This is a genomic window from Sphingomonas sp. KRR8 (assembly GCF_023559245.1).
Lineage (GTDB): Bacteria > Pseudomonadota > Alphaproteobacteria > Sphingomonadales > Sphingomonadaceae > Sphingomicrobium.
In genome coordinates this window covers 2,689,405-2,714,647 of the sequence record NZ_CP097462.1, presented here as the reverse complement: position 1 = coordinate 2,714,647, position 25,243 = coordinate 2,689,405, and the positions used below count along the sequence as shown (strand labels likewise).

The 25,243-nt window shown below is 66.7% G+C and carries 23 protein-coding genes; 8 read left to right on the top strand and 15 right to left on the bottom strand.

Annotated features, from left to right (window positions below; all coding sequences use genetic code 11):
- Positions 1–12 precede the first annotated feature (12 nt).
- The 11 genes from M8312_RS13665 to M8312_RS13615 form a co-directional block, all read right to left on the bottom strand.
- Positions 13–2,751: a TonB-dependent receptor gene (locus M8312_RS13665; protein WP_250118232.1), complete on the bottom strand. Its 2,739-nt coding sequence runs from the start codon at positions 2,749–2,751 to the stop codon at positions 13–15.
- Between the two features lie 150 nt (positions 2,752–2,901).
- Entirely contained in the window at positions 2,902–4,200 is a 1,299-nt protein-coding gene (locus tag M8312_RS13660) for an extracellular solute-binding protein (protein WP_250118231.1), read from the bottom strand.
- Between the two features lie 5 nt (positions 4,201–4,205).
- Positions 4,206–5,030: a carbohydrate ABC transporter permease gene (locus tag M8312_RS13655; RefSeq protein WP_250118230.1), complete on the bottom strand. Its 825-nt coding sequence runs from the start codon at positions 5,028–5,030 to the stop codon at positions 4,206–4,208.
- Complete coding sequence (locus tag M8312_RS13650) at positions 5,020–5,901, bottom strand: carbohydrate ABC transporter permease (RefSeq protein WP_250118229.1); 882 nt, start codon at positions 5,899–5,901, stop codon at positions 5,020–5,022. The genes M8312_RS13655 and M8312_RS13650 overlap by 11 nt, the downstream gene beginning before the upstream one ends.
- The gene (locus M8312_RS13645) at positions 5,898–6,989 is read right to left on the bottom strand and encodes an ABC transporter ATP-binding protein (RefSeq protein ID WP_250118228.1); all 1,092 of its coding nucleotides are present in this window, start codon (positions 6,987–6,989) and stop codon (positions 5,898–5,900) included. Before M8312_RS13645 ends, M8312_RS13650 begins: the two co-directional genes overlap by 4 nt.
- A 35-nt stretch (positions 6,990–7,024) precedes the next feature.
- Positions 7,025–7,780, bottom strand: a complete 756-nt coding sequence (locus M8312_RS13640) for an inositol monophosphatase family protein (RefSeq protein ID WP_250118227.1) — start codon at positions 7,778–7,780, stop codon at positions 7,025–7,027.
- 46 nt (positions 7,781–7,826) lie between these two features.
- Positions 7,827–8,381 (bottom strand): DUF1003 domain-containing protein, encoded by a 555-nt coding sequence (locus M8312_RS13635; protein ID WP_250118226.1) that lies wholly within the window; start codon positions 8,379–8,381, stop codon positions 7,827–7,829.
- The gene (locus M8312_RS13630; protein ID WP_250118225.1) at positions 8,293–9,471 is read right to left on the bottom strand and encodes an inositol-3-phosphate synthase; all 1,179 of its coding nucleotides are present in this window, start codon (positions 9,469–9,471) and stop codon (positions 8,293–8,295) included. The genes M8312_RS13635 and M8312_RS13630 overlap by 89 nt, the downstream gene beginning before the upstream one ends.
- Before the next feature lie 10 nt (positions 9,472–9,481).
- Positions 9,482–10,408: a glycosyl hydrolase gene (locus M8312_RS13625; RefSeq protein WP_250118224.1), complete on the bottom strand. Its 927-nt coding sequence runs from the start codon at positions 10,406–10,408 to the stop codon at positions 9,482–9,484.
- Entirely contained in the window at positions 10,405–11,202 is a 798-nt protein-coding gene (locus tag M8312_RS13620; protein ID WP_250118223.1) for a TIGR04290 family methyltransferase, read from the bottom strand. Before M8312_RS13620 ends, M8312_RS13625 begins: the two co-directional genes overlap by 4 nt.
- The gene (locus M8312_RS13615; protein ID WP_284070183.1) at positions 11,199–11,795 is read right to left on the bottom strand and encodes a histidine phosphatase family protein; all 597 of its coding nucleotides are present in this window, start codon (positions 11,793–11,795) and stop codon (positions 11,199–11,201) included. Before M8312_RS13615 ends, M8312_RS13620 begins: the two co-directional genes overlap by 4 nt.
- Before the next feature lie 140 nt (positions 11,796–11,935).
- Here M8312_RS13615 and M8312_RS13610 point away from each other — a divergent pair, with 140 nt between their 5' ends.
- Genes M8312_RS13610 through M8312_RS13575 form a run of 8 tightly spaced genes read left to right on the top strand, consistent with a single transcriptional unit; the run spans position 11,936 to position 21,147 of the window.
- The gene (locus tag M8312_RS13610) at positions 11,936–13,051 is read left to right on the top strand and encodes an SDR family NAD(P)-dependent oxidoreductase (protein ID WP_250118221.1); all 1,116 of its coding nucleotides are present in this window, start codon (positions 11,936–11,938) and stop codon (positions 13,049–13,051) included.
- Positions 13,048–14,133 carry an SDR family NAD(P)-dependent oxidoreductase gene (locus M8312_RS13605; protein WP_250118220.1) on the top strand — a complete coding sequence of 362 codons (1,086 nt, stop codon included), beginning with the start codon at positions 13,048–13,050 and terminating at the stop codon, positions 14,131–14,133. The genes M8312_RS13610 and M8312_RS13605 overlap by 4 nt, the downstream gene beginning before the upstream one ends.
- The gene (locus M8312_RS13600; protein WP_250118219.1) at positions 14,130–15,221 is read left to right on the top strand and encodes a glycosyltransferase family 4 protein; all 1,092 of its coding nucleotides are present in this window, start codon (positions 14,130–14,132) and stop codon (positions 15,219–15,221) included. Before M8312_RS13605 ends, M8312_RS13600 begins: the two co-directional genes overlap by 4 nt.
- Positions 15,218–16,321 carry a CgeB family protein gene (locus M8312_RS13595; RefSeq protein ID WP_250118218.1) on the top strand — a complete coding sequence of 368 codons (1,104 nt, stop codon included), beginning with the start codon at positions 15,218–15,220 and terminating at the stop codon, positions 16,319–16,321. The genes M8312_RS13600 and M8312_RS13595 overlap by 4 nt, the downstream gene beginning before the upstream one ends.
- Positions 16,318–17,412 carry a CgeB family protein gene (locus tag M8312_RS13590; protein ID WP_250118217.1) on the top strand — a complete coding sequence of 365 codons (1,095 nt, stop codon included), beginning with the start codon at positions 16,318–16,320 and terminating at the stop codon, positions 17,410–17,412. Before M8312_RS13595 ends, M8312_RS13590 begins: the two co-directional genes overlap by 4 nt.
- Positions 17,409–18,497, top strand: a complete 1,089-nt coding sequence (locus M8312_RS13585; protein ID WP_250118216.1) for a CgeB family protein — start codon at positions 17,409–17,411, stop codon at positions 18,495–18,497. Before M8312_RS13590 ends, M8312_RS13585 begins: the two co-directional genes overlap by 4 nt.
- On the top strand, positions 18,494–19,525 hold the full coding sequence (locus M8312_RS13580; RefSeq protein ID WP_250118215.1) for a UDP-glucuronic acid decarboxylase family protein: 1,032 nt from the start codon (positions 18,494–18,496) through the stop codon (positions 19,523–19,525). Before M8312_RS13585 ends, M8312_RS13580 begins: the two co-directional genes overlap by 4 nt.
- Positions 19,526–19,527: 2 nt before the next feature.
- Positions 19,528–21,147, top strand: coding sequence for a hypothetical protein (locus M8312_RS13575; protein ID WP_250118214.1), 1,620 nt, complete (start codon positions 19,528–19,530; stop codon positions 21,145–21,147).
- Here M8312_RS13575 and M8312_RS13570 read toward each other — a convergent pair.
- From M8312_RS13570 to M8312_RS13555, 4 genes are all read right to left on the bottom strand, one after another.
- Positions 21,103–22,116, bottom strand: a complete 1,014-nt coding sequence (locus M8312_RS13570) for a Gfo/Idh/MocA family protein (protein ID WP_250118213.1) — start codon at positions 22,114–22,116, stop codon at positions 21,103–21,105. The two genes, M8312_RS13575 and M8312_RS13570, sit on opposite strands and share 45 nt — an antisense overlap.
- Positions 22,113–23,126 carry an MDR/zinc-dependent alcohol dehydrogenase-like family protein gene (locus M8312_RS13565; RefSeq protein WP_250118212.1) on the bottom strand — a complete coding sequence of 338 codons (1,014 nt, stop codon included), beginning with the start codon at positions 23,124–23,126 and terminating at the stop codon, positions 22,113–22,115. Before M8312_RS13565 ends, M8312_RS13570 begins: the two co-directional genes overlap by 4 nt.
- A 26-nt stretch (positions 23,127–23,152) precedes the next feature.
- Positions 23,153–23,902: a Crp/Fnr family transcriptional regulator gene (locus M8312_RS13560; RefSeq protein ID WP_250118211.1), complete on the bottom strand. Its 750-nt coding sequence runs from the start codon at positions 23,900–23,902 to the stop codon at positions 23,153–23,155.
- Positions 23,903–23,998: 96 nt separating this feature from the next.
- Positions 23,999–24,976, bottom strand: coding sequence for an MBL fold metallo-hydrolase (locus M8312_RS13555; RefSeq protein WP_250118210.1), 978 nt, complete (start codon positions 24,974–24,976; stop codon positions 23,999–24,001).
- Between the last annotated feature and the right edge of the window lie 267 nt (positions 24,977–25,243).

Genomic DNA, 25,243 nt, shown 5'->3' with positions numbered 1-25,243 from the left:
TGGCAGCGTCGATTACTTCCCGAAGCGGAAGCGGACGCCAGCCGAGACGGTGCTCTCATCGTAACGCAGGTAGCGCACATAGTCTGCCCGCGGCGCTCCGGCGCGCGCTGAACTCAGGTCCTGGCTGAACGCCTTGCGGGTGATGTTGGTCCAGTCGCCGAACAGCGTGAATCGCGGGCTCAGGTCATAGTTGAGCGACAGGTCGAGCCGGCCAGCGGGATGTGCGGTTTCCGTATAGAGGTCGTCGCCACGATTCTGGCTCGTCGCGATGTAGCTGGAGCGGCCATTGTAGCTGAGCCGGGCCGAGAAGCCGTAGCGCTCGTAGATGCCGACCAGATTGTAGTTCCACTTCGACACGCCGGCAGTCTGGTCGACCACGGCCTGCCCGCCAATCCGCACCTTGAGGTAGCTGACATTGCCCTGCACGCCGAAGCCGCGCGCCCAGTCCGGCAGCCAGCCGAAATCGGCGAACGCCTGCCCCTGAACCTCGATGCCGTCGATCTTGCCTTTGTTCGAGTTGACCGGACCGTTGATCTGAATGACGCCGAGCGTCGGATCCGTCACGCGGGTGGAGGAGCCGACGATGAAGCCCTTCAGGTTGCGGTGGAAGGCCGAAACGGTCAGCAATCCCGACGTTCCGAAATAGTGCTCAATCGCAGCGTCATAGTTCCAGCTGCTGAACGGCTTGAGGTAGGGATTGCCGCCGCTGACCACATAGGGGTCGTTCTGCGTGCCGACCGTTCCGCCTCCGATCGGCCGTCCGACAACCGGGTTGGGGCTGAGGTCGACGAAGTTCGGCCGGGTCACCGTCTTGCTGATGGCCAGGCGGAACTGCAGGCCGTCAGCGATCCGCGCCTTGAGGCTGGCGTTCGGAAGGACGTTGGTGTTGGTCGTTCCATTGTCGATGACGGAAATGCCGGTCGGCACGCCGCTGTTGACCGCCGACTTCACCCGCAGAACACGGACGCCGATCTGCCCGCCAAAGCTGTCGTTGCCGAGATTCAGCTGGGCATAGCCGGCGTAGGTGTCCTCCTTGGCACGATAGAGCAGTGCCGCCTGCACCGGGTCGATCGTGTAGTTGCGGCACCCGTTATTCGGATCACTCGACAGGATGGCGGGGCAATTGTTGATCACGAGCTGCCGCAGTGCGGTCAGGTTTTCGCGGATGCTGTCGTAGGTCGGCGCAGCCCAGTTGTAGGTCGGCTGGAAATCGTAGCCACGGAAGTTGCCAAACTGTAGCGGAAGGCTGGTGGCCGGAATGTTGAGCGGCAGCAGAAAGGCGTAGCGATTGCTGTAATTACGCGTCGCGTTGCGATGGGTGTAGCGCGCACCGATCTGGATGTTGCGCAGGAAGGCGCTGTCCAGATCATATTGCGCGTCGGCGCGCGCCTGCCAGTCGCGGCCGGCTGAGCGCTGGTTCTCTTCAAACAGGCCCTGGAACACCTGGGAACTGGGGTCGGCGAAGTTGATGCCCGTGATTCCGAAAGAGGGCGTCTCATTGTTGAAATTGACGGTGGCCACGCCATTCCAGCGGCGATCGATCGATTCCGTCGAGCCGCGGAAGGTTGACAGGGTCCGCGCCACGTCGAAGTTCAGCTTCAGGCGATTGGCGGTGATCTTCGCACCGGCCGCGACTTGGAAAGTGTCGGTTCGATTGAAGGTGCCGCCCTGGAAGGAGAAGATTCGCTGCGACGGCTCGACCACCGTTCCGCTGCTGACGAGGTTGGTACCCGGCCGAAGCACGATGTTGCTGTAGCTGTCGCCGCCATAGAGCGGCACTTCCAGAAGGCGGTCATCGATCTCGTTGGCAAAGCCTTGCCACAGGAAGTCGGAATAGAACTCCAGCCCCTGGTGCGGCCGCCATTGGACCGCCGCATTGATCGAAGGCCGCGAACGCTGGCCCGAACGGTAGAACAGGCGCTGGATGTCGGGCAGACGGACACGCGTTCCGTTGATCACCGGATCCGCGATGAAGTCCGTGTTGCTAATCTCTGCATCAAGATACTTGATGTCGGTGTAGCTGCCGTTGAGCAGCACGCCGAATTCGCCCATCGGGGTGTCCCAGCGCTTGGTCAGCAGCAGGTTGAAGTTGGGCTTCGTGCCATGACCCTGGCGAGTGTAGAGGCCCCAGACCGAGCCGGCGAACTGGCCGTCGGTGAAGTCGAACGGACGGCGCGAGCGAACGTTGACGAGGCCCGCCAGGCCCGGTTCGACCAAGTCGGCGCTTGAGGTCTTGAAGACTTCCAGCGCGGCAATGTTGGCGGAAGGGAAATCCTGCAGCGCAACAACGCGCGTCTCGGCCGTGAAGATCTCGCGGCCGTTGTAGGTCGTCGTGAAATTCGGAAGGCCGCGCACAAGCACACTGTCGGCTTCGCCGCCCCGGCGATAGATCTGCACGCCCGGGATGCGCGCCGCGGTTTGAGCGGTGTTGAGGTCCGGCAACTTGCCGATGTCCTCGGCCACCACTGCGTCAACGATCTGATCGCTGTTGCGGCGGATGTTCTTGGCGGACTGCAGCGAGCGGCGGATGCCGGTGACCACAACGGTCGCGCTATTGTCATCGCCGCTGTTGGCGGTCTGGCCCGGAGCCGGCGTATCGGTCGGCGCGGGATTGCTCTGACCGGCTTGCGGCTGCGGCGTGGTGCCGCTGGTCCCAGCCCCGACGGGCGCCGTCTGAGCCGTTGCCGGTGCAGCCGCGATGAGCATGGTCGCGAGCGAAGCCGAGCCAAGCGCGAAAGTCTTGAATCGCATGATTTTCCCCTCCTGTTGTCGCCTCCTCAAGCGACATGCATTCGTATGCACTGGACGCTACGCAGGTGACCGGGCGCGAAACAAGCGTGCTCCGCGGATTTGCAACCTTATTGATACGCCCTGTGGCCGCGCCGTCACTCGGCAGCGGACCTATTCGATCTGCCCGAGGAACTCGTTAACGCGCCGCTCGGCCGTGCCAAGCGCCTGGGGGATCGGCTTCTGCCCGGTGATCGCGGCCGCCATCTCCTCGCCGACGATGCCCTCCACCGCCGACTGCCGCCGGACATAGCCGGGCAGAGGCCGTCCGATGTCGGCCAGCGGCGCAATGTCCACGCGGTGCGGAAGAGCTCGGAAACGGGGGCTGTCGAGAACGGCCGTGAGTGCAGGGATGTGACCGGTGCGGGCCCAGTCGAAGTTGTGCGCGGCCATGAACCGGAACAGCCGGGCGATCGCCGCCTTCTGCTCGGGACTGCGCGGGCGGGCCGGCACCACCCAGGCGTGGCCGCCGACATAGATCAGATGCTGCCCCCACAATCGCGGATAGTTCATCACCGCATAACTGCCGTAGAGCGGGCGGCCCGGAGTCATGCTCTCCTGCTGGAACTGGCCGATCATCCACGTGCCAGTGGCGTAGATGCCACCCTCACCGCTCATGAACGCAGCGATGGCCGCGGGCGTGTCCATGTTGCTGGTGCCGAGCCCTTCGGCGGTGAGCTGGTGGAACAGCGCCGCGACCCGCTGCCCGGCCGGTGTGTTGACCTTGAGGTGCGTGGCGTCCGGGAACACCGGATCGCCCTGCGCCATGACGTAAGTATACAGGTTGCGGGCCGCGCCCGCGGGATCGCCGACCAGGCTCTGGATCAGGTAGGGCTTGCCGGTGCGCGCCTTGAACTGCCGCGCCTGGGCCAGCATTTCCTCGGCCGAATTGGGCAGCACCGGTTTGCCGCCGCGCATCAGCCCGGCCTTGGCGAACAGCGCGGTGTTGATGTGCCACAGTCCGCCATGCGTGTCCCACGGCAGCCCGTACATCCGCCCGCCGATGGTCACACCCTCGCGGCTGGCACGGGTGAAGCTCGCGGGATCGAGGCCGGCCGCCTTGAGATAGGGCTCGACCGGCTCCAGCAGGCCCTTGGAGGCGTAATCGGAGATGACATTCTCGTGCATGGTGACGAGGTCGGGCGGGTCCTTCGCCGCCATCTGCGACGTCAGTTGCGGGTAGCCCGGCCAGGCGATCACGTTCGTATCGACGACCGCCTTCCGGTCGCTGGCGTTGAAGGCGTTGGTGATCGTCGTGATGATCCCGCACTCGCCCTCAGCCTTGGCGACATTGGTGCTGGAGCCGTATTCCGCTCCGCATTCGCCAAAGAAGCGCTGCAGGTAGATGCGCGTGCGCCCGTCACCGCCAGAGCAGCTGCCGAGCGCCAGCGCCGCGGCCAGAACCAGCAGCATGCGCATCACTTGAGCGCGGCCCCGGCCATCGCGCGGATGATCTGTTTCTGGAAGATCAGGTAGACGATGAATATCGGAATGGAGGCGAACACCGCCTGCGCCATCAGGAATCCAAGCCCGCTCGTCTGCGCATAATTCATCTGCGCGGCGGCCAGCCCGACCGTCAGCGTGTACATGTCGCTATGCGTCGCCGAGATCAGCGGCCACCAATAGTCGTTCCAGCTTCCCAGGAATGTGAACACCGCCAGCGCCGACTGCGCCGGCACGGTGAGTGGCAAGATCACCGACCAGAAGATGCGCAGGCGGGACGCGCCATCCAGCAACGCCGCTTCATCCAGCTCAAGCGGAATGGCGCGCATATATTGCGTCATGAAAAAGACGCCGAAGCTGGTGGTCAGGCCGGGCAAAATCAGGCCGGGATAGCTGTTATGCAGATGCAGCGTCGCGAACAGCTGATGCTGCGGCAGGATCACCGCCTGGCTGGGAATGGCGAGGCCAAGCAGCACCAGCACGAACAGGCTTCGGCGGAAGGGGAAGTCGAGCCTCGCGAAACCATAACCCGCCAGGCTGCACAGGACGAGCACGCACCCGGTCGTGCCAAGCGACACGATGGCGCTGTTGAGCAGCCAGCGCAGGGTCCGGCTGGTGCCGAAGATCGCCGCATAATTCTCGAGCGTGTAGGGCCCGTGCAGCGCCGCGCCGCTGTTCCCCACCAATTCGGCATTGTGCTTGAGGCTGAGCAGCAGCGTCCACACCAGCGGGGCCAGCATGACCGCGGCGCCAAGCAGCACCAGCGCCCAGGCGACGAAGCCCATGCGCTCAGCGCGCATCGTCGCCTCCGGGCCGCCCGGTCCAGGCATATTGGCCAAGCGTCACGATGACGATCATCACGAACAGCACTTCCGCAGCGGCACTGGCATAGCCGAGTTCCCAGCGCCCGAAGGCACTCTCGAACAGGAACAGGACGGCTGTACGCGACGCCCCGCTCGGGCCGCCGGCGGTGAGCAATTGCGACTGTCCGAACAGCTGCAGCTGCGCCGCGGTCTGGAGCATGATCACCAGCACCGTCGTTCGCCGCAGCGATGGCAGCGTGATGCGGGTGAAGGTCGTCCACCGGCTCGCGCCGTCGAGTGCGGCGGCTTCGTACATATCCTGCGGAATCTGCTGCAGCCCCGCCAGGAACAGCAGCATGGGGAAGCCGACCGACCACCAAATCGTGGTCAGCGCGAGCGCCGGCAGCACGAGGCTCTCGTCCGACAGGAATGGCAGGGGCGTCCAGCCCGCCGACTTCCAGACCTCGCCCAACAGTCCTGCGTCGGGCGCGAGCACGAAGCGCCAGATGAGCGTCACAATGGTCACCGACAGCACGGCGGAGGAGAAGAAGATGCCGCGCAGGATGGCCGCGCCGCGGGTCGCCCGATTGAGCGCCAGCGCCAGCGCCAATGCCACGGCGGTCAGCGGCGGAACGATCATCAAGGTGACGATGATGGTGTTGACGATGCTCTGCCAGAACACCGGGTCGCCGATCAGGCGCGCATAATTGCCGAGCCCAACGAAATGTCCGGCCCCGAACAGGTCGATGCGGTTCAGGCTGAACCACATGCCCTTCAGCAAGGGATAGATGAGGATGAGAAGGTAGAAGAACAGGAACGGCGCAACGAACAGCAGCCCCTCGGTGCGGCGCTGCGCGGGCGCGCTCATGCGGCGGGCCGGTGAAAGCCGGTGCCATCCTGACCGAACAGATGCGCAGCCTCACCGTTGATCGCAAGGGCGACCTGATTACCGGTGCGGACGACGGTCGTGCCGCTGTCCTCGGCGGTGACCGCAGATCCATCCTTCAGCCGGGCATAAACGAGGCTGCGTTCCCCGAGCCGCTCGACCAATTCAACGGTTGCCTGCGTCGAGGCGCCGCCATCGTCGGCCACGCGGACATGCTCGGGCCGAAGCCCCAGTTCGACCTTCTCGCCCGTGGGTAGACTGTCGCGGTGTACCGCCGTCTCCACCCGCGTTCCGTCGCCCAGCACCACGCTGGCATTCGGACCGCCCTCGGCCAGAGTCGCAGGAATGATCGTCATCGCCGGCGAGCCGACGAACTGCGCGACGAACCGGTTCGCCGGCCGCGCGTAGATTTCCATCGGTGCGGCGACCTGCTGGATGCGGCGGTCGTTGAACACCACGATCCGGTCGGCCAGCGTCATCGCCTCCGCCTGGTCGTGCGTCACCATGATGAACGCACTGTCGACCTTCTCCCGCAGTTGCGCGATCTCCACCCGCGTTCGCAGCCGCAATGCCGCGTCGAGGTTGGACAAGGGCTCGTCGAGCAGGAACAGCCGCGGACGCTTGACGATGGCGCGGCCAATGGCGACCCGCTGCCGCTGTCCGCCAGACAATTGCGCCGGCTTGCGGTCGAGCAAAGGCTCGATCTCCAGCACCCGCGCAGCGTCGTCGACCAGCGTGTCGATTTGCGCCTGCGGCACCTTCGCGTTGCGAAGACCGAACGCCATGTTCTCGCGAACACTCATGTGCGGGTAGAGGGCATAGGCCTGGAAGACCATGGCGACGCCTCGCTCGCCCGGCGGCAGACCGTCGATACGCCGGTCGTCAAGGATCAATTCGCCGGCGTCGGCAGTTTCCAGGCCAGCGATGATCCGCAGCAGCGTCGACTTGCCGGAACCCGACGGACCCAAAAAGGCGATGAACTCGCGCGGGGCCACGTCCAAATCGACGCCGGCAAGCACCTCCGTGTTACGAAAGGATTTGGCGACGCCGCGAAGCTGGAGACCTGGCACGAGCGACACCTTACAAGGTCGCGCCCTCCCCGCAACTAGCGTTGCAGAATCGTGACCGCCTGATCGAACAAGGCCTGGGTCGCCGCGGCGACGACATCGCCGCCCGACAGGTCGCTGCCGCCCCGCCAGTTTCCGACCACCCCGCCGGCGCCGCGCACCACCGGCACCAGCGCGGCCCAGTCGTGCGGCTTCAAACCATTTTCGATCACCAGGTCGATGTGCCCGCTCGCCACCCGCGCATAGGCCAGCGCATCCAGCCCATAGCGCGTCACCCGCGCTTCACGCCGAACCCGGTCGAATGGCGCCATCCCCGGCCCAAGCAGGTGGTAATCGGTGGTCGCCAGCCGAGCGTCGGCAAGCGATGCGCAACCGCTGGTCTTCAGCGCGGTCCCGCCAAGCGCGGTCTCGCCTCCGGCCGCCACCATCAACTCGTCGAGCACCGGCGCATCGATGAAGCCTGCGACCGGCTCCCCGTCTTCAAGCAGCGCGACCAGAGTCGTCCAGCTCGGCAATCCGCAGATCAGCGCACGGGTGCCGTCGATCGGGTCGATCAACCAGCGCCGCCGCGCATTTGCGCGAACGAGGCCATACTCCTCGCCCTCGATGCCATCCTCAGGGAACCGCGCCTCAATCGCTGCCCGCAACACCCGCTCCGTCGCGCGGTCGAGTTCGGTGACGGGGTCGTAGTCGCCCGCACCAGCCTTGTTGTCTGCCACAGGCACGGGCGCGCCGAGCGTGATCGCGCGAGCGGCGGCGGACAATTCGTCAAAGAAGGCGCGAAGGTCGGACATGCACCAGCCCTGTCATCACGGGCGCGGCGACGCAATGAGGCGGCTTCTACGGCTCCTTGGCACTTTCCTCGATGCGCTCCAGCACCACCTCCGGCGCGACCGTGCGCTCCAACTCCTTCAACTCCGGGTTAGCCGCATCATCCACGCCAAGCTTGCGGGCGATGTCGCCGACCAGCTTGATCAGATGGGTGACCTCATGCTCGGCGAGCAGGCCGATCTGCAGATCCAGGTCCGCCCGCCGGTCGGCAGTCCGCGCCGCCCGGTTCTGGCTGATCAGGATGAAAGTCGAGAGGAAGATCGCCTCGACCGATGCCACCGTCGCCAGGATGACGAAGCTGGGGTCGAACCGGGGCAATGGCGTCAGGCCGGCATTCACCACGATCCAGCCGGCAACCAGCGCCGCGTGGACATAGACGAACGCCATCGTACCGGCGAAGCGGGTGATCGCGGCGGCGAGCCGGTCGGTGCCGCTCGCCCCTTCTTCCTCCGCCTGGCGGCGGCGGCTCAGCGCATCAATGTTTCGTGTGAGGGCCGACGCCAGACCATCCGAACGCGGAACGGTCGGGGTCGCTGGTGACGGCGCGGCGGGGTGACTGCTCATTGCGGATGAACGCTTCCGTTGCCTGGAGTGCCTCATCGTCCGTCATCTGCACCGGCGGATGCTTGCAGAAGTAAGCGGCCGGCGGCTCGATCGGCCCGCCCTGCCCGCGGTCCAACGCCAGCTTGGCGCAGCGGATCATGTCGATCGCCACGCCCGCGCTATTGGGCGAGTCCTCGACGCTCAGGCGAAGCTCCAGGTTCATCGGAACGCCGCCGAACATCCGGCCTTCCATGCGCAGGAAGCAGACCTTGTTATCATTCTGCCAGGCGACGTAATCCGACGGTCCGACATGGATGTGCTCATCGTCCAGCCGCCGCTCGCACACCGCCTGCACCGCCTCGGTCTTCGACTCCTTCTTGTGCTTCAGTCGCGAGCGCTCAAGCATGTTGAGGAAGTCGGTGTTGCCGCCTGTATTGAGCTGATAGGTCCGGTCCAGCCGCACGCCGCGCTTGGCGAACAGGTCGGTCAGCACGCGGTGGACGATGGTCGCGCCGACCTGCGCCTTGATGTCGTCGCCAACGATTGGCACCCCGGCGTCGGCAAAGCGCCGGGCCCAGTTCGGATCGGAAGCGATGAAGACGGGAATGCAGTTGACGAACGCCACTCCCGCTTCGAGCGCGCATTCGGCGTAGAACTCCGTCGCCGCCTGGCTGCCCACCGGCAGATAGTTCATCAGGACATGGGCGTTCGTCTCCCTGAGCACGCGCACCACCTCGGCCTGATCGGGCTCCGGCGCATCGGCGACCACGAACGTACGCTCGGCAGGATAGTCGGCCATATGCTCGGCGACGCCGTCCAGCCGCCGCCCCATCCGCACGGCAGCGCCGGTCGGCTGCACATGGTCGCAGAACACCGTCGTGTTGTTCGGCCGCGCGAAGATCGCTTCATTGACGTCGCGGCCGACCTTGCGGCTGTCCACGTCCCAGGCCGCAACGACCTTCAGGTCCTTGGGCCGGTAGCCGCCCAGGTCCCAGTGCATCAGACCGATCTGCTCGTTGGCGCCGCCATTCTGATAATAAGCAATGCCCTGCACCAGCGAACTGGCGCAGTTGCCGACCCCGGCGATGGCGATGTTGATGGTCGGGTCCATTGGTCTGTCCTTATTCGGCCGCCACGGCGACGGGCTGGCTGACGGCTGCGGGCGCATAGCGCTCGATCATGCTCGCGCAGAAGTCGGCGAACTCACGCGGATCCTGCGGTGGGCTGGTGTGGTGCGGGGCGATGCCGCGATGCTCGGGCGTGAAGCAGAAGGTCACGGTGGTGTCGAAATCCTTAAGCGCCTCCATCTGCCGGTCGAACCAATCGAGCGCGTTCGGGCGGAAGCTGTCGGCCCAGCTCAGGCCCGTGCGCAGCTTGGTGACACCCAGTCGCTTCAGCCAGGCGACCGCGTCATCCAGCCGGTGGTCCTGATAGTGGAACCACTGCATCAGGCCCATGCGATCCGCGAAAGGCTCGAACGCCTTGAGTCCCAGCTTGGGCGTGCCGTCTTCCTTCAGCAGCCCCATGTAGAAGTGGCGGTAGTAGGATGACCCTTCCGCCTCGCGGTGCCGCGTGGTCGCCTCCCACGCCTGCGGCAGGTCGTAGAGTGAATACCAGAAGACCCGGTCGACCTTGTCGAGCAGCAGTTCGGCCGTCCGCTTGACCCCAAACTCCTGCACTTCCTCGGCGCCGAAGGAGCCGACGCCGACTTCCGTGACCCACACTTCGTGGTTCGGCATCGCGGCCTGGATCTCGGCGACCTTGGCCGGCCACTCGTTGATGTTCCACAGGTTCCAATCGAGTGGGAAGCCATGCACCGCAACCACGTCCACGGCATCCAGCGCACCATAGCCGTCGAGCCGATGGAGGAAGTGCGGGTCGATGGGCGAAATGCCGCCAAGCACCCGCTTCACCGCCGGATTGACCTCGGCGATGATGTTCCCGGTCAACGTGACCAGTTCCCCGAACTTCGACCAGTCGGGATCAATCTCCGGATCCCAGTGCGACTTGTTGTTGGGCTCGTTCCAGATCATCGCGGCTTCGATCAAGTCGCTGCTCCCCGTGCATTCTTGGCTGGATAGACGGCGCCCCCATGGCGCACCGGTTCGGCGCTGACCCGCGCCAGGATGACGTCGTCGGTGGGCTGCTCGACGATGTCGAAGCCGGCCGAGCGGACCATTGCCGCGTTGCAGGCCTTGTTGGGCACCCACCAGTTGGTCGGGTCGTGGGCAAGCCTGCGCTCGACGAAGTGCATCAGCGGCCAGCCATCCTGCGCCAGCGCCTGCACGCCTTCGAAGAATTCATAGTCGGGCTGGACGTCAGGCTCGGCGGTCGAGCCGGCGGTCAGCGACTGGTAGAGCATGAGGTCGCCCGCCACATGCTCGCGGATGAGGTCCAGTGCCAGCAGCGGGTGACGCAGGTGGTAGAGGACACCCATGAAGATGACCATGTCGAACCGCTCACCGAGTGAGCCGACGTCCCACACTTCGCCAAGCCTGAACTCGACGTCATCGAACCCCAGCACCTCGGCCGCGAAACGCGCCTGCGCGAGGTAGCGCTCATCATGATCGATGCCGAGCACGCGGGAGGCACCGCGACGCTTCATCTCGAAACTGTAGAAGCCCGCGTTGCAGCCGATGTCGAGGACGCTCTTGCCCGTCAGCTCAGCCGGAACGACATGCGCGAACTTGGCGAACTTGCCGGCCGGATAGTTGAACAGGAAATGATCCGGGCAGGTCCGGACGCCGTTCAGGTCAAGGTCGTGAAACCAGGGCCCAAGCTCCTTCACTCGTGCTTCGATTGCGGCCCGGTCCAGGGGCCGGGAAGCGGTCGCGACGTTCATGCGGCCACCTCTGCCAGCGCGCGCAGGCGGAGCGGCGTGACCGACGCGGGCGGCACGTCATAATCGAAGATCTGGTTGAGCGAACGCCCGTCCCGCCAGCACAGCAGCGCCCGGATGATGTCGCAATGGGTGACGAACACCACGGTCCCGTGCGCGGGGACCGTTTCAATGAATGCCCGCGCGCGCTCCAGCGCTTCGCTCATGCTCTCGCCGCCCGGGACCCGCGCCGTTGCCCGTTCACGATTCCACTGGTCCCATGCGGGCTGCCCGTCGAGGTCGCCGAAGCGCTGCCCGGTCCAGGCCGCGAAATCGACCTCATCAAGAGCATCGACGACCCGCACCGTAAGGCCATGCCGGTCGGCGATGGCGGCGGCGGTTTCGCGGGTGCGACGACGCGGGCTCGCGTAGACAGCGGTGACCGGCTCGACGGCCAGCTGGTCGGCCAGCGCGGCGGCCTCCACCTGCCCGACCTGTGTCAGGCCGCCATCCTCGCCGCGCCCGGTCAACCGGTCGCCAACGTCGGCATGTCGACAGTGCCGTACAAGTAAATGTGCCGAGGATTCAAGTAAGCGAGCCGTAGACAGAGTCGCCATCCCTTCTTGTTTCGGTTCGATAACAGAGCCGTTGAAGCTTTGTTCCTTCAATCGAGCAGTTGCAGGGAACAAAGATGAAGAAGGATCATTCTCCCGCCTCAACGAATGAGATGCGTAACCGCTGCAGGGGAAGTAATTCCGTGAGCGAAACAGTTCTGGTTACCGGCGGCGCCGGCTTTATAGGGCGCTTTGTTTGCAAAGAGTTGCTTGCCCGAGGGCATCGGGTGCGGGTTCTCGACAGCCTGATCGAGCAGGTTCACGGCGATTGCGAGCGGCCCGAAGACCTTCCAGCCGAGGTTGAATTGATCCGCGGCGACGTCCGCAACGGAGATGCGGTCACCCGCGCGCTCAAGGGCGTGGACAGCGTGATCCACCTCGCCGCCGAGGTCGGGGTAGGGCAATCCATGTACGCGGTCGAGCGCTACACCAGCGTCAATGACGTCGGCACCGCCGTCCTCACCGAGAAGCTGATCGACCAGCCCGTGCGCCGGATCGTCACCGCCAGTTCGATGAGCATCTACGGCGAAGGTCTCTATCGTGATGCCGGCGGCGAGTTCGTCCAGAACGCGGAACGTGCGCCGCGTACGTCCGAAGACCAGAGCTGGGATCCGCTCGACTGGCGCGGTCATCCGCTGACCCCGGTCGCGACCCCCGAATGGAAGCAGCCGAACCTCGCCAGCATCTATGCGCTTGGCAAATATGTGCAGGAGCGCACGACGCTCATCATGGCCGGCGCCTACGGCATGGAAGGCGTCTGCCTGCGCCTGTTCAACGTCTATGGTCCGGGCCAGGCGCTTTCCAATCCCTACACCGGGGTGCTGGCGATCTTCTCCTCGCGCCTGCTCAACAACCAGCGGCCGGTCATCTTCGAGGATGGCGAGCAGCGCCGCGACTTCGTCTATGTCGGCGACGTGGCCCGGGCGTTCGCGGACTCTCTCGAGCTGCCGCGGGCGGCGGGCGGCGTGTTCAACATCGGCTCGGGCAATGACCGCTCCGTCAAGCAGGTGGCGCAGAGCCTCGCCCGAGCGATGAACAAGGAGGGCCTCGACCCCGAGATCGTCGGCAAGACCCGCATCGGCGACATCCGCCATTGCTTCTGCGACACCTCTCTCGCCGCCGACAAGCTGAACTTCCGCGCTATCAAGGATTTCGAGGAGGGCTTGGCCGAACTCGCGGAATGGGTCGCGCAGCAAACGGCTGTCGACCGGGTCGATCAGGCCAAGGGGGAACTCGAAGCCCGGGGGCTGGTCGCGTGACCGGGCGCGGCGCGTTGTTCGGCCGCCAGAGCGTCCTCGTCACCGGCGGCGCGGGCTTTATTGGAAGCAACATCGCCGACCGGCTGGCCAGCGAAGGTCATCAGGTTCACCTGTTCGACGCGCTTTCCCGCCCGGGCGTGGAGCGCAACCTCGATTGGCTGCAAGGCCGCCACGGCGACAGGATTGCCTTCACCCACGGCGACGTGCGGGACGAGGACGCGCTATCCGCCGCCGTCGGACAGGCAAAGGCCGTTTTCCACATGGCGGCGCAGGTGGCGGTGACCACGTCACTGGTCGATCCACGCGAAGACTTCGACATCAATGTACGCGGTACGCTGCACCTGCTCGACGCGGTGCGACTGTCGGGCCGCCGCATTCCGGTGATCTTCGCTTCCACCAACAAGGTGTACGGAGACCTTGCCGATCTGGAATTCCGGCTGGCCGGCGATCGCTACGAGCCGGTCGACGCCATTGTGCGCAAGCGCGGCATCCCGGAAAGTCGCCCGCTCGATTTCCACACTCCCTATGGCTGCTCCAAGGGCGCGGCGGACCAATATGTCCTCGACTATGCCCGCAGCTTCGACCTGCCGACGGCGGTGCTTCGAATGAGCTGCATCTACGGCCAGCGGCAGATGGGCACCGAAGATCAGGGCTGGGTCGCGCACTTCCTGATCCGCGCGCTCGAAGGAAAGTCGATCACGCTGTACGGCGACGGGCACCAGGTCCGCGATATCCTCGATGTTCGCGATGCGGTGGACGCCTACATGGCCGCCTGGCGCAACATCGAGGCAATCAAGGGCCACGCCTTCAATCTTGGCGGCGGGCCCGACAACGCCGTGTCGCTGCGCCAGCTGCTCGCCCACATCGGGGACGTTACCGGAAGTCAGCCGCAACTCTCGTTCGAAGACTGGCGCGCGGGTGACCAGCGCTACTTCGTGGCTGACGCGAACCTCGCCCGCGAAACCCTGAGCCTGCCCAAGCCGCGGAGCTGGCAAGACGGCGTCGCCGACCTCGCCGCCTGGCTGGCGGAGGAGCGCGGCCTGGCGCTGTGCGAGGCGCCCCGAATGGCGGTTTCGGCGTGATCCGCCGGCGCCTGCTGCTGACCACGGATGCGGTTGGTGGGGTCTGGACCTATTCGCTGGACCTCGCCCGGGAAGTCGCGGCGCAGGACGACATGGTCGTTCTGCTCGCCGTGCTCGGTCCGGCTCCCAACGCCGAACAGCTCGACGCCGCGGCCGCCATCCCGGGTCTCCAGCTGATCGACACGGGTCTCCCGCTCGACTGGACCGCCGGGAGCGCCGAAGAGGTCCGAGCTGCCGCCAACGCACTTGCCCTGCTGGCGGAGCAAAGCGGGGCGGACCTGGTCCAGATCCATGCTCCCGCGCTCGCTCTCGCCAGCTATCCCGTCCCTGTCATCACCGTGGTGCACAGCTGCGTGGCGACCTGGTGGTCGGCAATCAGGTCCGGATCCCTCCCGGCCGACCTCGCCTGGCGCCGTGACCTTGCGACCGAGGGCCTTCGCCGTTCCGACCTGCTCGCGGCGCCCAGCCGGTCCTTCGCCACCGCGCTGCGCGACACCTATGGCCTCAAGCATGCGCCGATTGACGTGCCAAACGGTCGAGTTCCGCTGACCGCCGGCAGCGAGATTGCTCCGGGAGGATTCGTCCTCACCACCGGACGCCTGTGGGACGAGGGCAAGAACATCGCGACCTTCGACCAGGCCGCCGCCCTTACCGCCCTGCCGTTCCGGGCCGCCGGAGCAAGCGAGGGACCCAATGGAGCCGCGATCCAGTTGCGTCACGCGGAGGCGCTTGGACAGGTCGACGAGAGCACGCTGACCGCCCTGCTGTCCAAGCGCCCGATCTTCGTATCGCCGGCGCGTTACGAGCCGTTCGGCCTGTCGGTGCTGGAGGCGGCGCAGGCCGGCTGCCCGCTGGTCCTGTCCGACATTCCGACCTTCCGCGAACTGTGGGACGGCGCGGCTCTGTTCGCCGACACCGCCGAGCAGATCGCCGCCGCGGTGGAGCGCCTGACGGGCGAGGACGAGGCCCGCCGCTTCGGCGATGCGGCGCGAACCCGCGCGACCCGCTTTTCCCCGCAGGCGACCGCTCGTGCCATGCTGACCCACTACAACAGCCTGCTTGGCCGCGAGCGGAGGGCGGCGGCGTGAAGATCGCCTATCTGACCCACTCCCTGCAGAGCTGCTGGAATCACGGCAACGCCCACTTCCTGCGCGGCCTCCTGCGTGAGTTGCAGGCGCGCGGCCATGAGGTCCGCGCGCTTGAGCCGCGCGGCGCGTGGAGCCTCCAGAACCTGATCCAGGACAATGGCGAGACGGGCCTTGCCGCCTGGCAGGATGCCTATCCCGATCTTTCGGCCACCGTTTACGACCCGAACACCGACGCTCAAGTACTGCTCGGCGATGCTGACCTCGTCATCGTTCACGAGTGGAACGAGCCGGCGCTGGTCGCGTCTATCGGAAGCGTCCGCGCGCGCGGCGGCCGCTTCACCCTGCTGTTCCACGACACGCATCACCGCGCCGTCAGCGACCCCGATGCCATCCGCGCCTTTGACTTGTCCGGCTACGATGGCGTTCTCGCGTTCGGTGAGACGCTGAGCGAAGTTTATCGGCGCTGGGGTTGGGGTAAGCGGGTGTGGACCTTCCACGAAGCCGCCGATACGCGCCATTTCCACCCGCCCGCCCATGAAGGGAACCGCTCTGGCCTGGTCTGGATCGGAAATTGGGGCGATGGCGAGCGGACCGCCGAGATCGAGGAGTATCTCCTCAGACCTGCTCGCGACGCCGGCCTTCGGCTCGACATCTATGGCGTCCGCTATCCTGACGAGGCGCTCGCGCTTCTCGACCGGTATGGCGTGAACTTCCGCGGCTGGCTGCCCAACGCCAGCGCGCCGGAAGTGTTCGCTCGTCACCTCGCCACCATGCACGTGCCGCGCCGCTTCTATTCGACCGTCCTGCCCGGCATTCCGACGATCCGCGTCTTCGAGGCGCTCGCCTGCGGAATCCCGCTGGTCAGCGCGCCATGGGACGACAGCGAACATCTCTTCACCCCCGGCGAGGATTATCTGGTCGCCGCCACGGGCAAGGAAATGACCGCGCGGCTCCGGGCCCTTGCCGCCGATCCGGCCTTGCGCGCCCAGCTTGCGGCGCACGGTCTCGCCACGATCCGCGCCCGCCACAGCTGCGCCCATCGGGCCGAACAGCTGCTCGGCATCGTCGCCCAGCTTGCCCCGGAGAAAGTCGCCGCATGAAGCTCGCCTTCTATGGTTCGTCCCTGCTCAGCTCCTACTGGAACGGCGCCGCCACATATTATCGCGGCGTGCTGAGCCAGCTGGCGCGGCATGGCCACGACATCACCTTCTACGAACCAGACGCGTTCGAACGGCAGCAGCATCGTGACATCGAGCCGCCCGCCTACGCCCGGGTCGACGTCTATGAAGCGACACCCGACGCTTGTGCCCGCGTCCTTGCCGAAGCGGCCGCCGCCGACGTCGTCGTCAAGGCCAGTGGGGTCGGCGTGTTCGACGAGGAACTGCTGCACGGTGTGCTCGACTGTTCGCGTCGCGACGCGCTCAGGATTTACTGGGACGTCGACGCTGCCGCGACCCTGGAGGAACTGGAAGGCGCGCCCGACCACCCGCTCCGTCGCCGCCTGCCGGAGTTTGATCTGGTCCTGACTTACGGTGGCGGTCCGCCGGTGGTGAACAAGTACCGGTCGATGGGTGCGCGCGAATGCATCCCCATCTACAACGCCCTCGACCCAGCAACCCATCACCCCGTCCCGTCGGAGCCGCGCTTCGCGAGCGACCTCGCCTTCCTCGCCAATCGCCTGCCCGACCGTGAAGCGCGGGTAGAAGAGTTCTTCCTTCGTGCCGCCGCCCTCTCAACCGGCAAGCGATTCCTGCTTGGCGGCAACGGCTGGCACGACAAGGGGATGCCCGCGAACGTCACGGCCATCGGCCATGTCGGCACCGCTGACCACAATGCGTTCAACTGCACACCCCTGGCCGTCCTCAACGTCGCCCGCGACAGCATGGCCAACATCGGCTTCTCCCCGGCAACCCGGGTGTTCGAGGCGGCCGGTGCCGCCGCCTGCCTGATCACCGACGCCTGGGAAGGCATCGAGCAGTTCCTTGCGCCGAACCTGGAAGTGCTGGTCGCCCGCGACGGACAGGATGTCGCCGACCTGCTCGGCCAGCTGACGCCGGAGCGTGCCCGCGCGATCGGGCAGAACGCGCTGGCCCGCGTGCTTGCCGAACACACGTACGAACGCCGCGGCGTGGAGGCCGACCGGGTCATCCGCCAAGCCCTTGCCGCCAAGCGGGAGCTGGTCGCCGCATGAAGCTCGTCGTTCTCGGCCTGTCGCTTTCGTCCGCTTGGGGCAACGGCCACGCCACCACCTTTCGCGCCCTGCTCGAAGCCTTCGCGCGCCGGGGACACGACATAATGTTCCTGGAGCGGGATGTGCCCTGGTACCGCGATCACCGCGACCTTGCCGACCCCGCTTATTGCCGGCTCGAATATTATAGCAGCCTCGATGACCTCGAGCGCTGGTCGGGTGAGATCGTCGCTGCCGACGCGGTGATGGTCGGCTCCTACGTGCCTCAGGGCGTGGAGGTCGCCCGCTTCGTCCAGGCTCGCGCACGGGGCGTCACCAGCTTCTACGACATCGACACGCCGGTCACGCTCGCGAAGCTGGAGCGCGGCGACTTCGAGTATCTCTCGCCCGAGGTCATCCCCGGCTTCGACGTTTACCTGAGTTTCACCGGCGGCCCTACCCTCCGCCGGATTGGGCAGCGCTACGGCAGCCCCGCCGCGCGTCCGCTCTATTGCTCGGTGGATTCGGAACGGTACCGACCGATGGACGTGCCCCGCCGCTGGGACCTTTCCTACCTAGGCACCTACAGCGACGACCGCCAGCCGACCGTCGAGAAGCTGCTCAACGCCGCTGCGCGTGCGCTTCCCGAGCGCCGCTTCTGCGTGGCCGGGCCGCAATATCCGTCCAGCATCGACTGGCCGACTAATGTCGAGCGGATCGACCATGTGGCGCCGGCCGACCACCCTGCTTTCTACGCCGCCAGCCGCTTCACGCTGAACGTCACCCGCGCCGACATGATCGCCGCCGGATGGTCTCCGTCGGTTCGCCTGTTCGAGGCCGCGGCCTGCGCCACGCCGGTGATCTCGGACGTTTGGGACGGCTTGGACCAGCTCTTCGCCCCGGGCAGCGAGATCCTGCTCGCCCGGTCGACCGAGGACGTGATCGCTGCCCTTGCTGGCCTCACCGCCGAGCGCGCGCGGGCGATCGGCGAGGCGGCGCGAGCCCGAGTGCTCGCCGCCCACACCGCCGATCACCGCGCGCAGGAGCTTGAAGAGCATCTGGTCGAAGCCGCCCAGCGGACCGCCACCGCAGAGAAGGAACTTGCATGACCACCGACGCCCTATTCCGCCGAGCTCTGGTTGCTGGCGGTGCCGGCTTCATCGGCTCGCACCTGGTCGACCGGCTGCTCGAGGCTGGGGCGGAAGTGGTGGTGGTCGACAATCTCCAGACCGGCCGTTCGGAGAACATTGCCCACCTGGCTGGACACGAGCGACTGACGTTTGTGCAAGCCGACATCATCGACGAGCTGCCAACGGCGCTGACGCTCAGCCCGTTCAGCCACATCTTCAACGCCGCCTGCGCCGCTTCGCCGCCGCATTATCAGGCGGACCCCGAGCATACGATGCTCACCAACGTGCTTGGAACCCGCAACCTCCTTCGGCTTGCCGAGCGGCACGGCGCGCGAATCCTGCTGACCTCCACCAGCGAGGTTTATGGCGATCCCGAGGTGCATCCCCAGCGCGAGGACTATCGTGGCGCGGTCAGCTGCACGGGCCCGCGCGCCTGCTATGACGAAGGCAAGCGCGCCGCCGAGACGTTGGCGTTCGACTTCGACCGGCTCGGTCGAGCCGACGTTCGCGTGGTCCGGATTTTCAACACCTATGGCCCGCGCATGGACCCCAAGGACGGGCGGGTGGTGAGCAACGTGATCTGCCAGGCGCTGTCGGGTGCGCCGATCACCATCTACGGCGATGGCGAGCAGACCCGCAGTTTCTGCTATGTCGACGATCTGGTCGAAGGCATCCTGCGGCTGGCGGCGCATGGCGGACCGCAGCCGGGACCGGTCAATCTCGGCAACCCCAATGAATTGACCATTTCGGATCTGGTTGAGCGCGTCGTCGCCCTGACCGGAAGCCTCAGCCCGATCGTCCGCGAGCCGCTGCCGGAGGACGATCCCAAGCGGCGCAAGCCCGATATCGGCCATGCCTCGCAACTGCTCGGCTGGGAGCCCAAGGTCGCGCTGCAGGACGGCCTGGTGGCCACCACGGCCTACTTCGCCGACCAGTTGCGCGAGGCACCGATGTTCGCCTTCACCGGCCAGCGGCAGCAGATCCAGACGCTCGCCGCCGCGGAGTAGCCATGCTGGTCTACGGCGATCATGCCGAGCGCGTGGATCCGTGCCGGCGGCTCGCCGAACTTGCCGCCAGCACTGGCCGCTGGGCCTCGCACGACCAGCTGACGGACCTGTTCGTCGATGCCGCGGGCCTCGCGCAAGGCATTGGAGATGCCGACTTCGCCGCGGTCGGCGAGGACCGCCCACGGCCGCAGGAGCGAGCACTGCTGGCATGGCTCACGCGATTTGGCGGAACGCTGCTGACGTCGTGGGAGCGCCGTCAGACTGGCGGTGAGGCGGAGCCACTCCTCGATCTCCCGGACCTCCCATCCGAGGTCATGATCAACCTGGCCGAGGGCTATGCTTTCTATGCCCTTCGCCCCGAGGCGATCGCGCTGGCAGCGCGACAGCTGCGCTTGGTGGGAGCGCCCCGCATCATCGGGCTGCGGAGCATCGGTACCGGCCTCGCCTGCATGGCCGCCGCGGCGCTCGGCGCCGAGCCGCCCATCACGCTGCGGCCCGCTGGTGCCCCCTTCGACCGCCGCCCACGGATGTCGGGGGAACTTGCCGCCGAACTGCTCGCCGGCGACCCGCACTTCGTGATCGTCGACGAAGGGCCCGGCCTGTCCGGCAGCAGTTTCGGGGGCGTCGCCGACTGGCTAGAGGATCACGGCGCGCCCGCCGACCGGATTGCGTTCCTTCCGAGCCACTCGGGCGAGCTTGGGCCGCAGGCACAGGGCCGCCATCGTCGTCGCTGGAGCCATGCGCAGCGGCCCGTCGCCAGTCTCGACGAGCCGCGCCGTGACTGGATCGAGCAACTCGTCGGACCGCTGACCGGCTGCACAGACATCTCCGGCGGCCAGTGGCGGACCCTGTGGTCGGCCAACGAAGCCGATTGGCCCCCGATCGATCCAACGTGGGAACGCCGCAAGTTCCTCGCCCGCACAGGCGACGACGCATGGCTCGTCAAATGGGCCGGCCTCGGCCGCCACGGCGCAGCCAAGCTCGCGCTCGCGAAGGAGCTGAGCGCCTTCCTACCGGAGACCGCCGGGATGACCCACGGCTGGCTGGTCACCCGCTGGCGCGACGATGCCGTCCCGACCCGGCCGACACTGCCAGAACTCACCAGCTACCTCCGCGCGCGCGCCGCCTTGCCCACCCCGCAGCCGGGCGCCTCGCTCGAGACCCTCGTCGCGATGGTCCGTCGCAACGCCCTGCCCGGCTGGTTGCCCGACCTCAGCCGGCTCACGCTGCGCCCGGTGATCACCGACAACCGCATGGCAGCCCATGAATGGCTGCGGCGACCCGATGGCCGCCTGCTCAAGGCCGACGCCCTCGACCATCATTCCGGCCACGATCTCATCGGCTGCCAAGACATCGCGTGGGACGTCGCGGCGGCCGTGATCGAATTGGACCTCGCATCCTCGGCAACAGAGCAGCTCAGGACGGCGCTGGAGGTCAGCGTACCGCTGCTTGCGTTCTACCAGGTCGCCTATCGCGCCTTCCGCATCGGCGCTCATCGGATGAGTGCGGCAGCGCTTGCTCACTCCCCCGCGGAGCGACGGCGCCACGAGGCGGCCGCCGCTCGCCATGCAGCGGCGTTAGCGGCCGTAGATTCGATCGAGCACGCGAGCCACGTCGCCTAGCCGCTCGGCCTCCGAGTCGAAGCCTTCGCCGGCCCCTAACCGTCGGGCCCAGTCGGCCGCGGCCCGTCCGCCCCAATCGTCCTCACAGCTCGCCAGCGGATCGAACCAGGTGCCATGCATCCGCTCCGCCTCCAGTTCGTAGAAGCTGCCCCTGACGTTGCGCAGCGCCGCGCCACCGTCGGTGCCATAGAACTCCGCCGCGATGACAGCCTCCTTGCCGGCGGGAAGCCGCCAGCTGCACGCCACCCGCAGCACCGTTCCGTCGGCCGTCTTCAGGGTTGCGACCGCATAATCCTCGCACTCGCAGCTCGGGTCCTTGAGGGGGCCGCCGCGGTGCATCAGCGTCGCCTCGACTGTCGTGACGTCCGGCCAGCCGAGCGCCCACAGGCCAAGGTCGACGAGGTGCACGCCAAGGTCCATCACACACCCGCCGCCCGACAGCGCCGGGTCGTAAAACCAGCTTTTGTCGGGCCCGTAAGCATTGTGGAAGGTCAGGTCGGCGCCGAAGATGGTGCCGAGTTCACCCCGCCAGATCAGCTCGCGGATCGCCGCCATGCCGGTGGTGAAGCGATAGCTGAGATCGACGCCGAGCAGCCTGTCGGCCGCCTTTGCCGCCTGCAGCACACGATCCACCTCCGCGGCCGTCCGGCCAAGCGGCTTCTGGCAGAACACCGCCAATCCGGCGTTCAGGGCGGCGATCGACTGCTCGGCATGAAGCGCGCTCGGGCTGGCGATCACCACCCCGTCCAGGCCTTCCCCGATCAGCCCTTCGATGCCCTCGACCACCTGAGCGCCTGGAGCCAGCTGCAGCGCCGCCGACCGGCCCTCTTCGTCCGGGTCCGCGATGGCCACCGCCTCGATGGCGCCGGTGCCCAGCATCGCTTCCATCCGATGCCGGCCGATCCAGCCGACGCCGAGGAAGCCGACCCGCTTGCGCGCGCCCGTTATCGGCGACGTCAGGAGTGTCACGGGACGATGATCGCCTTGAGGAAGCCCATCGGGCGATCACGGGTGGCGTCCAGCGCCTGGGCCAGCTCGTCCAGCTTGAAGCGATGGGTGTACAGCGGCTGCGGGTCGATCCGTCCCTCGGCCACCGCCTTAACCGCCTCCCGCATTCCTTGGATATACGCCTGCGGATCACGTTCGTGGGCGTTGATCACGTCGATCCCGCGCCAGTTCCATAGCCACATGTTGACCGTGCGCGGGCCATCCTGGTGATAGCCGGCGACGATCAGCTTGCCGCGTTCGCCGGTCAGTTCCCCGGCCAGGTCGAGCGGCCATTGCTTGCCGACCGCCTCGATCACCCGGTCACAGAACTTGCCGTCGGTCAGCTCCTTCACCCGGTCGATGATCTTCTGGTGATCGTCCATGGGGATCACCTCCGCGGCGCCATATTGCCGTGCCACATCGAGCGAGTAGGCGCGCCGCGAAATGGCGATCACCCGCGCGCCCGCATCCGTCGCCAGTCGCGTGAGCAGGGCGCCAAGAAAGCCGATGCCGACGATCGCCACCGTCTGCCCGGCGTGAATGTCTGCCCGTTCGAAGATATTGAACGCGCAACCCAGCGGCTCGCCCGGGAACGGCTGGTCGGCGAGTTCGGGCGGCAGCTTCACGATGTTCGCCGCCTCCGCGATGTCGTGGCTGGCGTAGCTGTTGTAGCTGAGCGCCGCGACGCGGTCGCCGACTGCCAGGTCCTCGACCTCCTGCCCGACCGCCTCGATCACACCCCAGCCCTCGTGGCCCATGCCGCCGGGCTCACCCGGATAAGTCAGCCACTCCGGCCCACTCCAGGGGCCAAGGTTCGACGCGCAAACGCCGCATCCTTCCAGCTTGACCCGCACCTGTCCGGTTCCGGGTTCCGGCAGCGCGATCTCGTCCACCCGGATCTGCCCCGGGGCGGCCAGCACCGCTGCCCGCATGGTCTTCGACGTCGGATCGCTCTCGGCCAACTCGTCCCCCTGTTTGTTACCCGCGCACAACGAGGAGGGAGGAACTTGGTTCAACCTCAGGCGGCAAGCGCCTGGATCTGGCCCTCGGCAAGAGCACGCAAGGCGGTCCGATCGAGCAGTTCGACCCGGTTCAGCGCCTCCAGGCGGAGCAGGCGTCCCGCCCTGAACTGCGCCAGCAGCCGGCTGATCGTTTCCTTGGTGAGGCCAAGGTGGTCCGCGATGTCGGAGCGGCTCATCGGCAGGTCCACGAACGGGCGCTGCGCTTGGTCGGCCCCCGCCTGCCGGTCTGCAAGTTCGAGCAGGAAGCTTGCCAGCCGCTCCGGTGCCGACTTGCGGCCAAGCAGCAGCAATTGCGCCTGCGCCGCCGCCAGCTCACGCGTGGCCTTGCGGAACAGCGCCCGCCCAAGCTCCGGGTAATCGGCAGCGAATTCCTCGAAACGCGCGCGGGAGAAACGGCACAGGCTCGAGTCCTGCAGCGCTTCGGCGGTGAACGGCTGTGATGCATGCTCCCCGATGCCGACGAAATCGCCGGGGAAGCGGAAGCCCAGAACCTGCCGTCGTCCGTCCGGAAGCAAGCGGGTCAGCCGCAACGCTCCGCCGGTGAGATTGAACACCTGCGTTGCCGGATCGCCCTCGTGGAACAGAGTTTCGCCAGCCGCCACCGCAACCCGCCCGCCGCGGCAGCGAAGCGCCGCCAACTCGTCGGGGCCGAGTGCGCTGCAAATCGCAAGCGCCCGCGCCGCGCAGCCGTGACAGGCGTGGCCTTCGGCGATCGGCGGCAACGGCGGCATGGTTGAACGGTCCATCAGCAAGACGCTCCAGAAATGAACTGGAGCTCTGAAATGATTGATCCACCGCAAGCCGGCCATACGCATCTTTGCGTACGATCGGCGCGGGAGCGCTCAGAAGCGGTAAATTTGTCCGGGTTCGGCCGCCTGGAATCGCTCGCGTGCCATGTTCTGCGCGTTCAAGGCGTCAGCCAGCGCCACCAACGGCGCCTCGCGCGCCTCGTCGGTCAGCTGGAAGGTCCCCCAGTGGATGCCGAGCGCCGCCTTCGCTTCCACGTCCGCGGCGATCCGCACCGCCTCCGCCGGATTGACGTGCTGGGGCGCCATGAACCAGCGCGGCTCGTAAGCGCCGATCGGGAGCAGTGCCACGTCCGGTCGCCCATGGCGCTGCCTGATCTCGCGGAAGATGGCGCCGGTGCCATATCCCGTGTCCGCGGCGAACCACACGCTGCCGGCCGGTGTGTCGAGCCAGTGACCGGCCCACAGGGCCATGCGCCGGTCGCGAACGCCGCGCGCAGACCAGTGGTTCGCGCGGGTCAGGGTGGTGGAATGCCGCTCGCCGATCGCCAGCCGCTCGCCCCAGTCGCCCACCCGAATGCGCGCGCCCGCCACCGCCTTGCCGACGATTGCATCGTTGCCGAGCGGCATCAGGAACAGCGGATCGTGCGTCCGCCGCAGCCGCCGCAAGGTCGCGACGTCGAGGTGGTCGTAGTGATTGTGGCTGAGCAGCACCGCGTCGATGGGCGGCAGATCATCGAACCGGATCCCGGGCACCGTCACCCGCTTCGGTCCGGCGAACGACAAGGGGCTCGCCCGCTCCGACCAGACCGGATCCGTGAGGACGTTGAGCCCGGCCGACTGGATCAGCAGGGTGGCGTGGCCCACCATGGTGATCGCCAGCCCCTCGACCCGGGCTTGCGGCCGCGCTGGCGTCACCGGAACGCTTTCGGGCCACGGTGCCACCACGCTGGTCCGCCGCCACTTCAGGATGTCGCGAAAGCCCCGGTCGGGAGCCTCCTCGCCAGGATTGAAGAAGCGCAGGCCATCGAAATGGTCGGACGCCGGACCGGCGTAATAGGGGTTCTTGGGCATCGGCGGCTTAGATCGTGGCGGAGAGGGTGGGATTCGAACAGAAACTGTGCCGCTCTTCACATCAGGTCGGCTAGACGCACGATCTTCGTGACGATGCCCCCTCCGGTGCCCCCAGTGTGCATTCTGCCTACGACGTACCGAAGCGGTAGTCCAATCCTGAGGAGGACTAAAGATCGAGTGTTACCTCAGCAAGGCTCGTCCGTCTGGAAAGACCCACAAGCCGACATTCAGGGCCGCTTCGTTATCTCCCGTAAGCAGCCGTTCGTT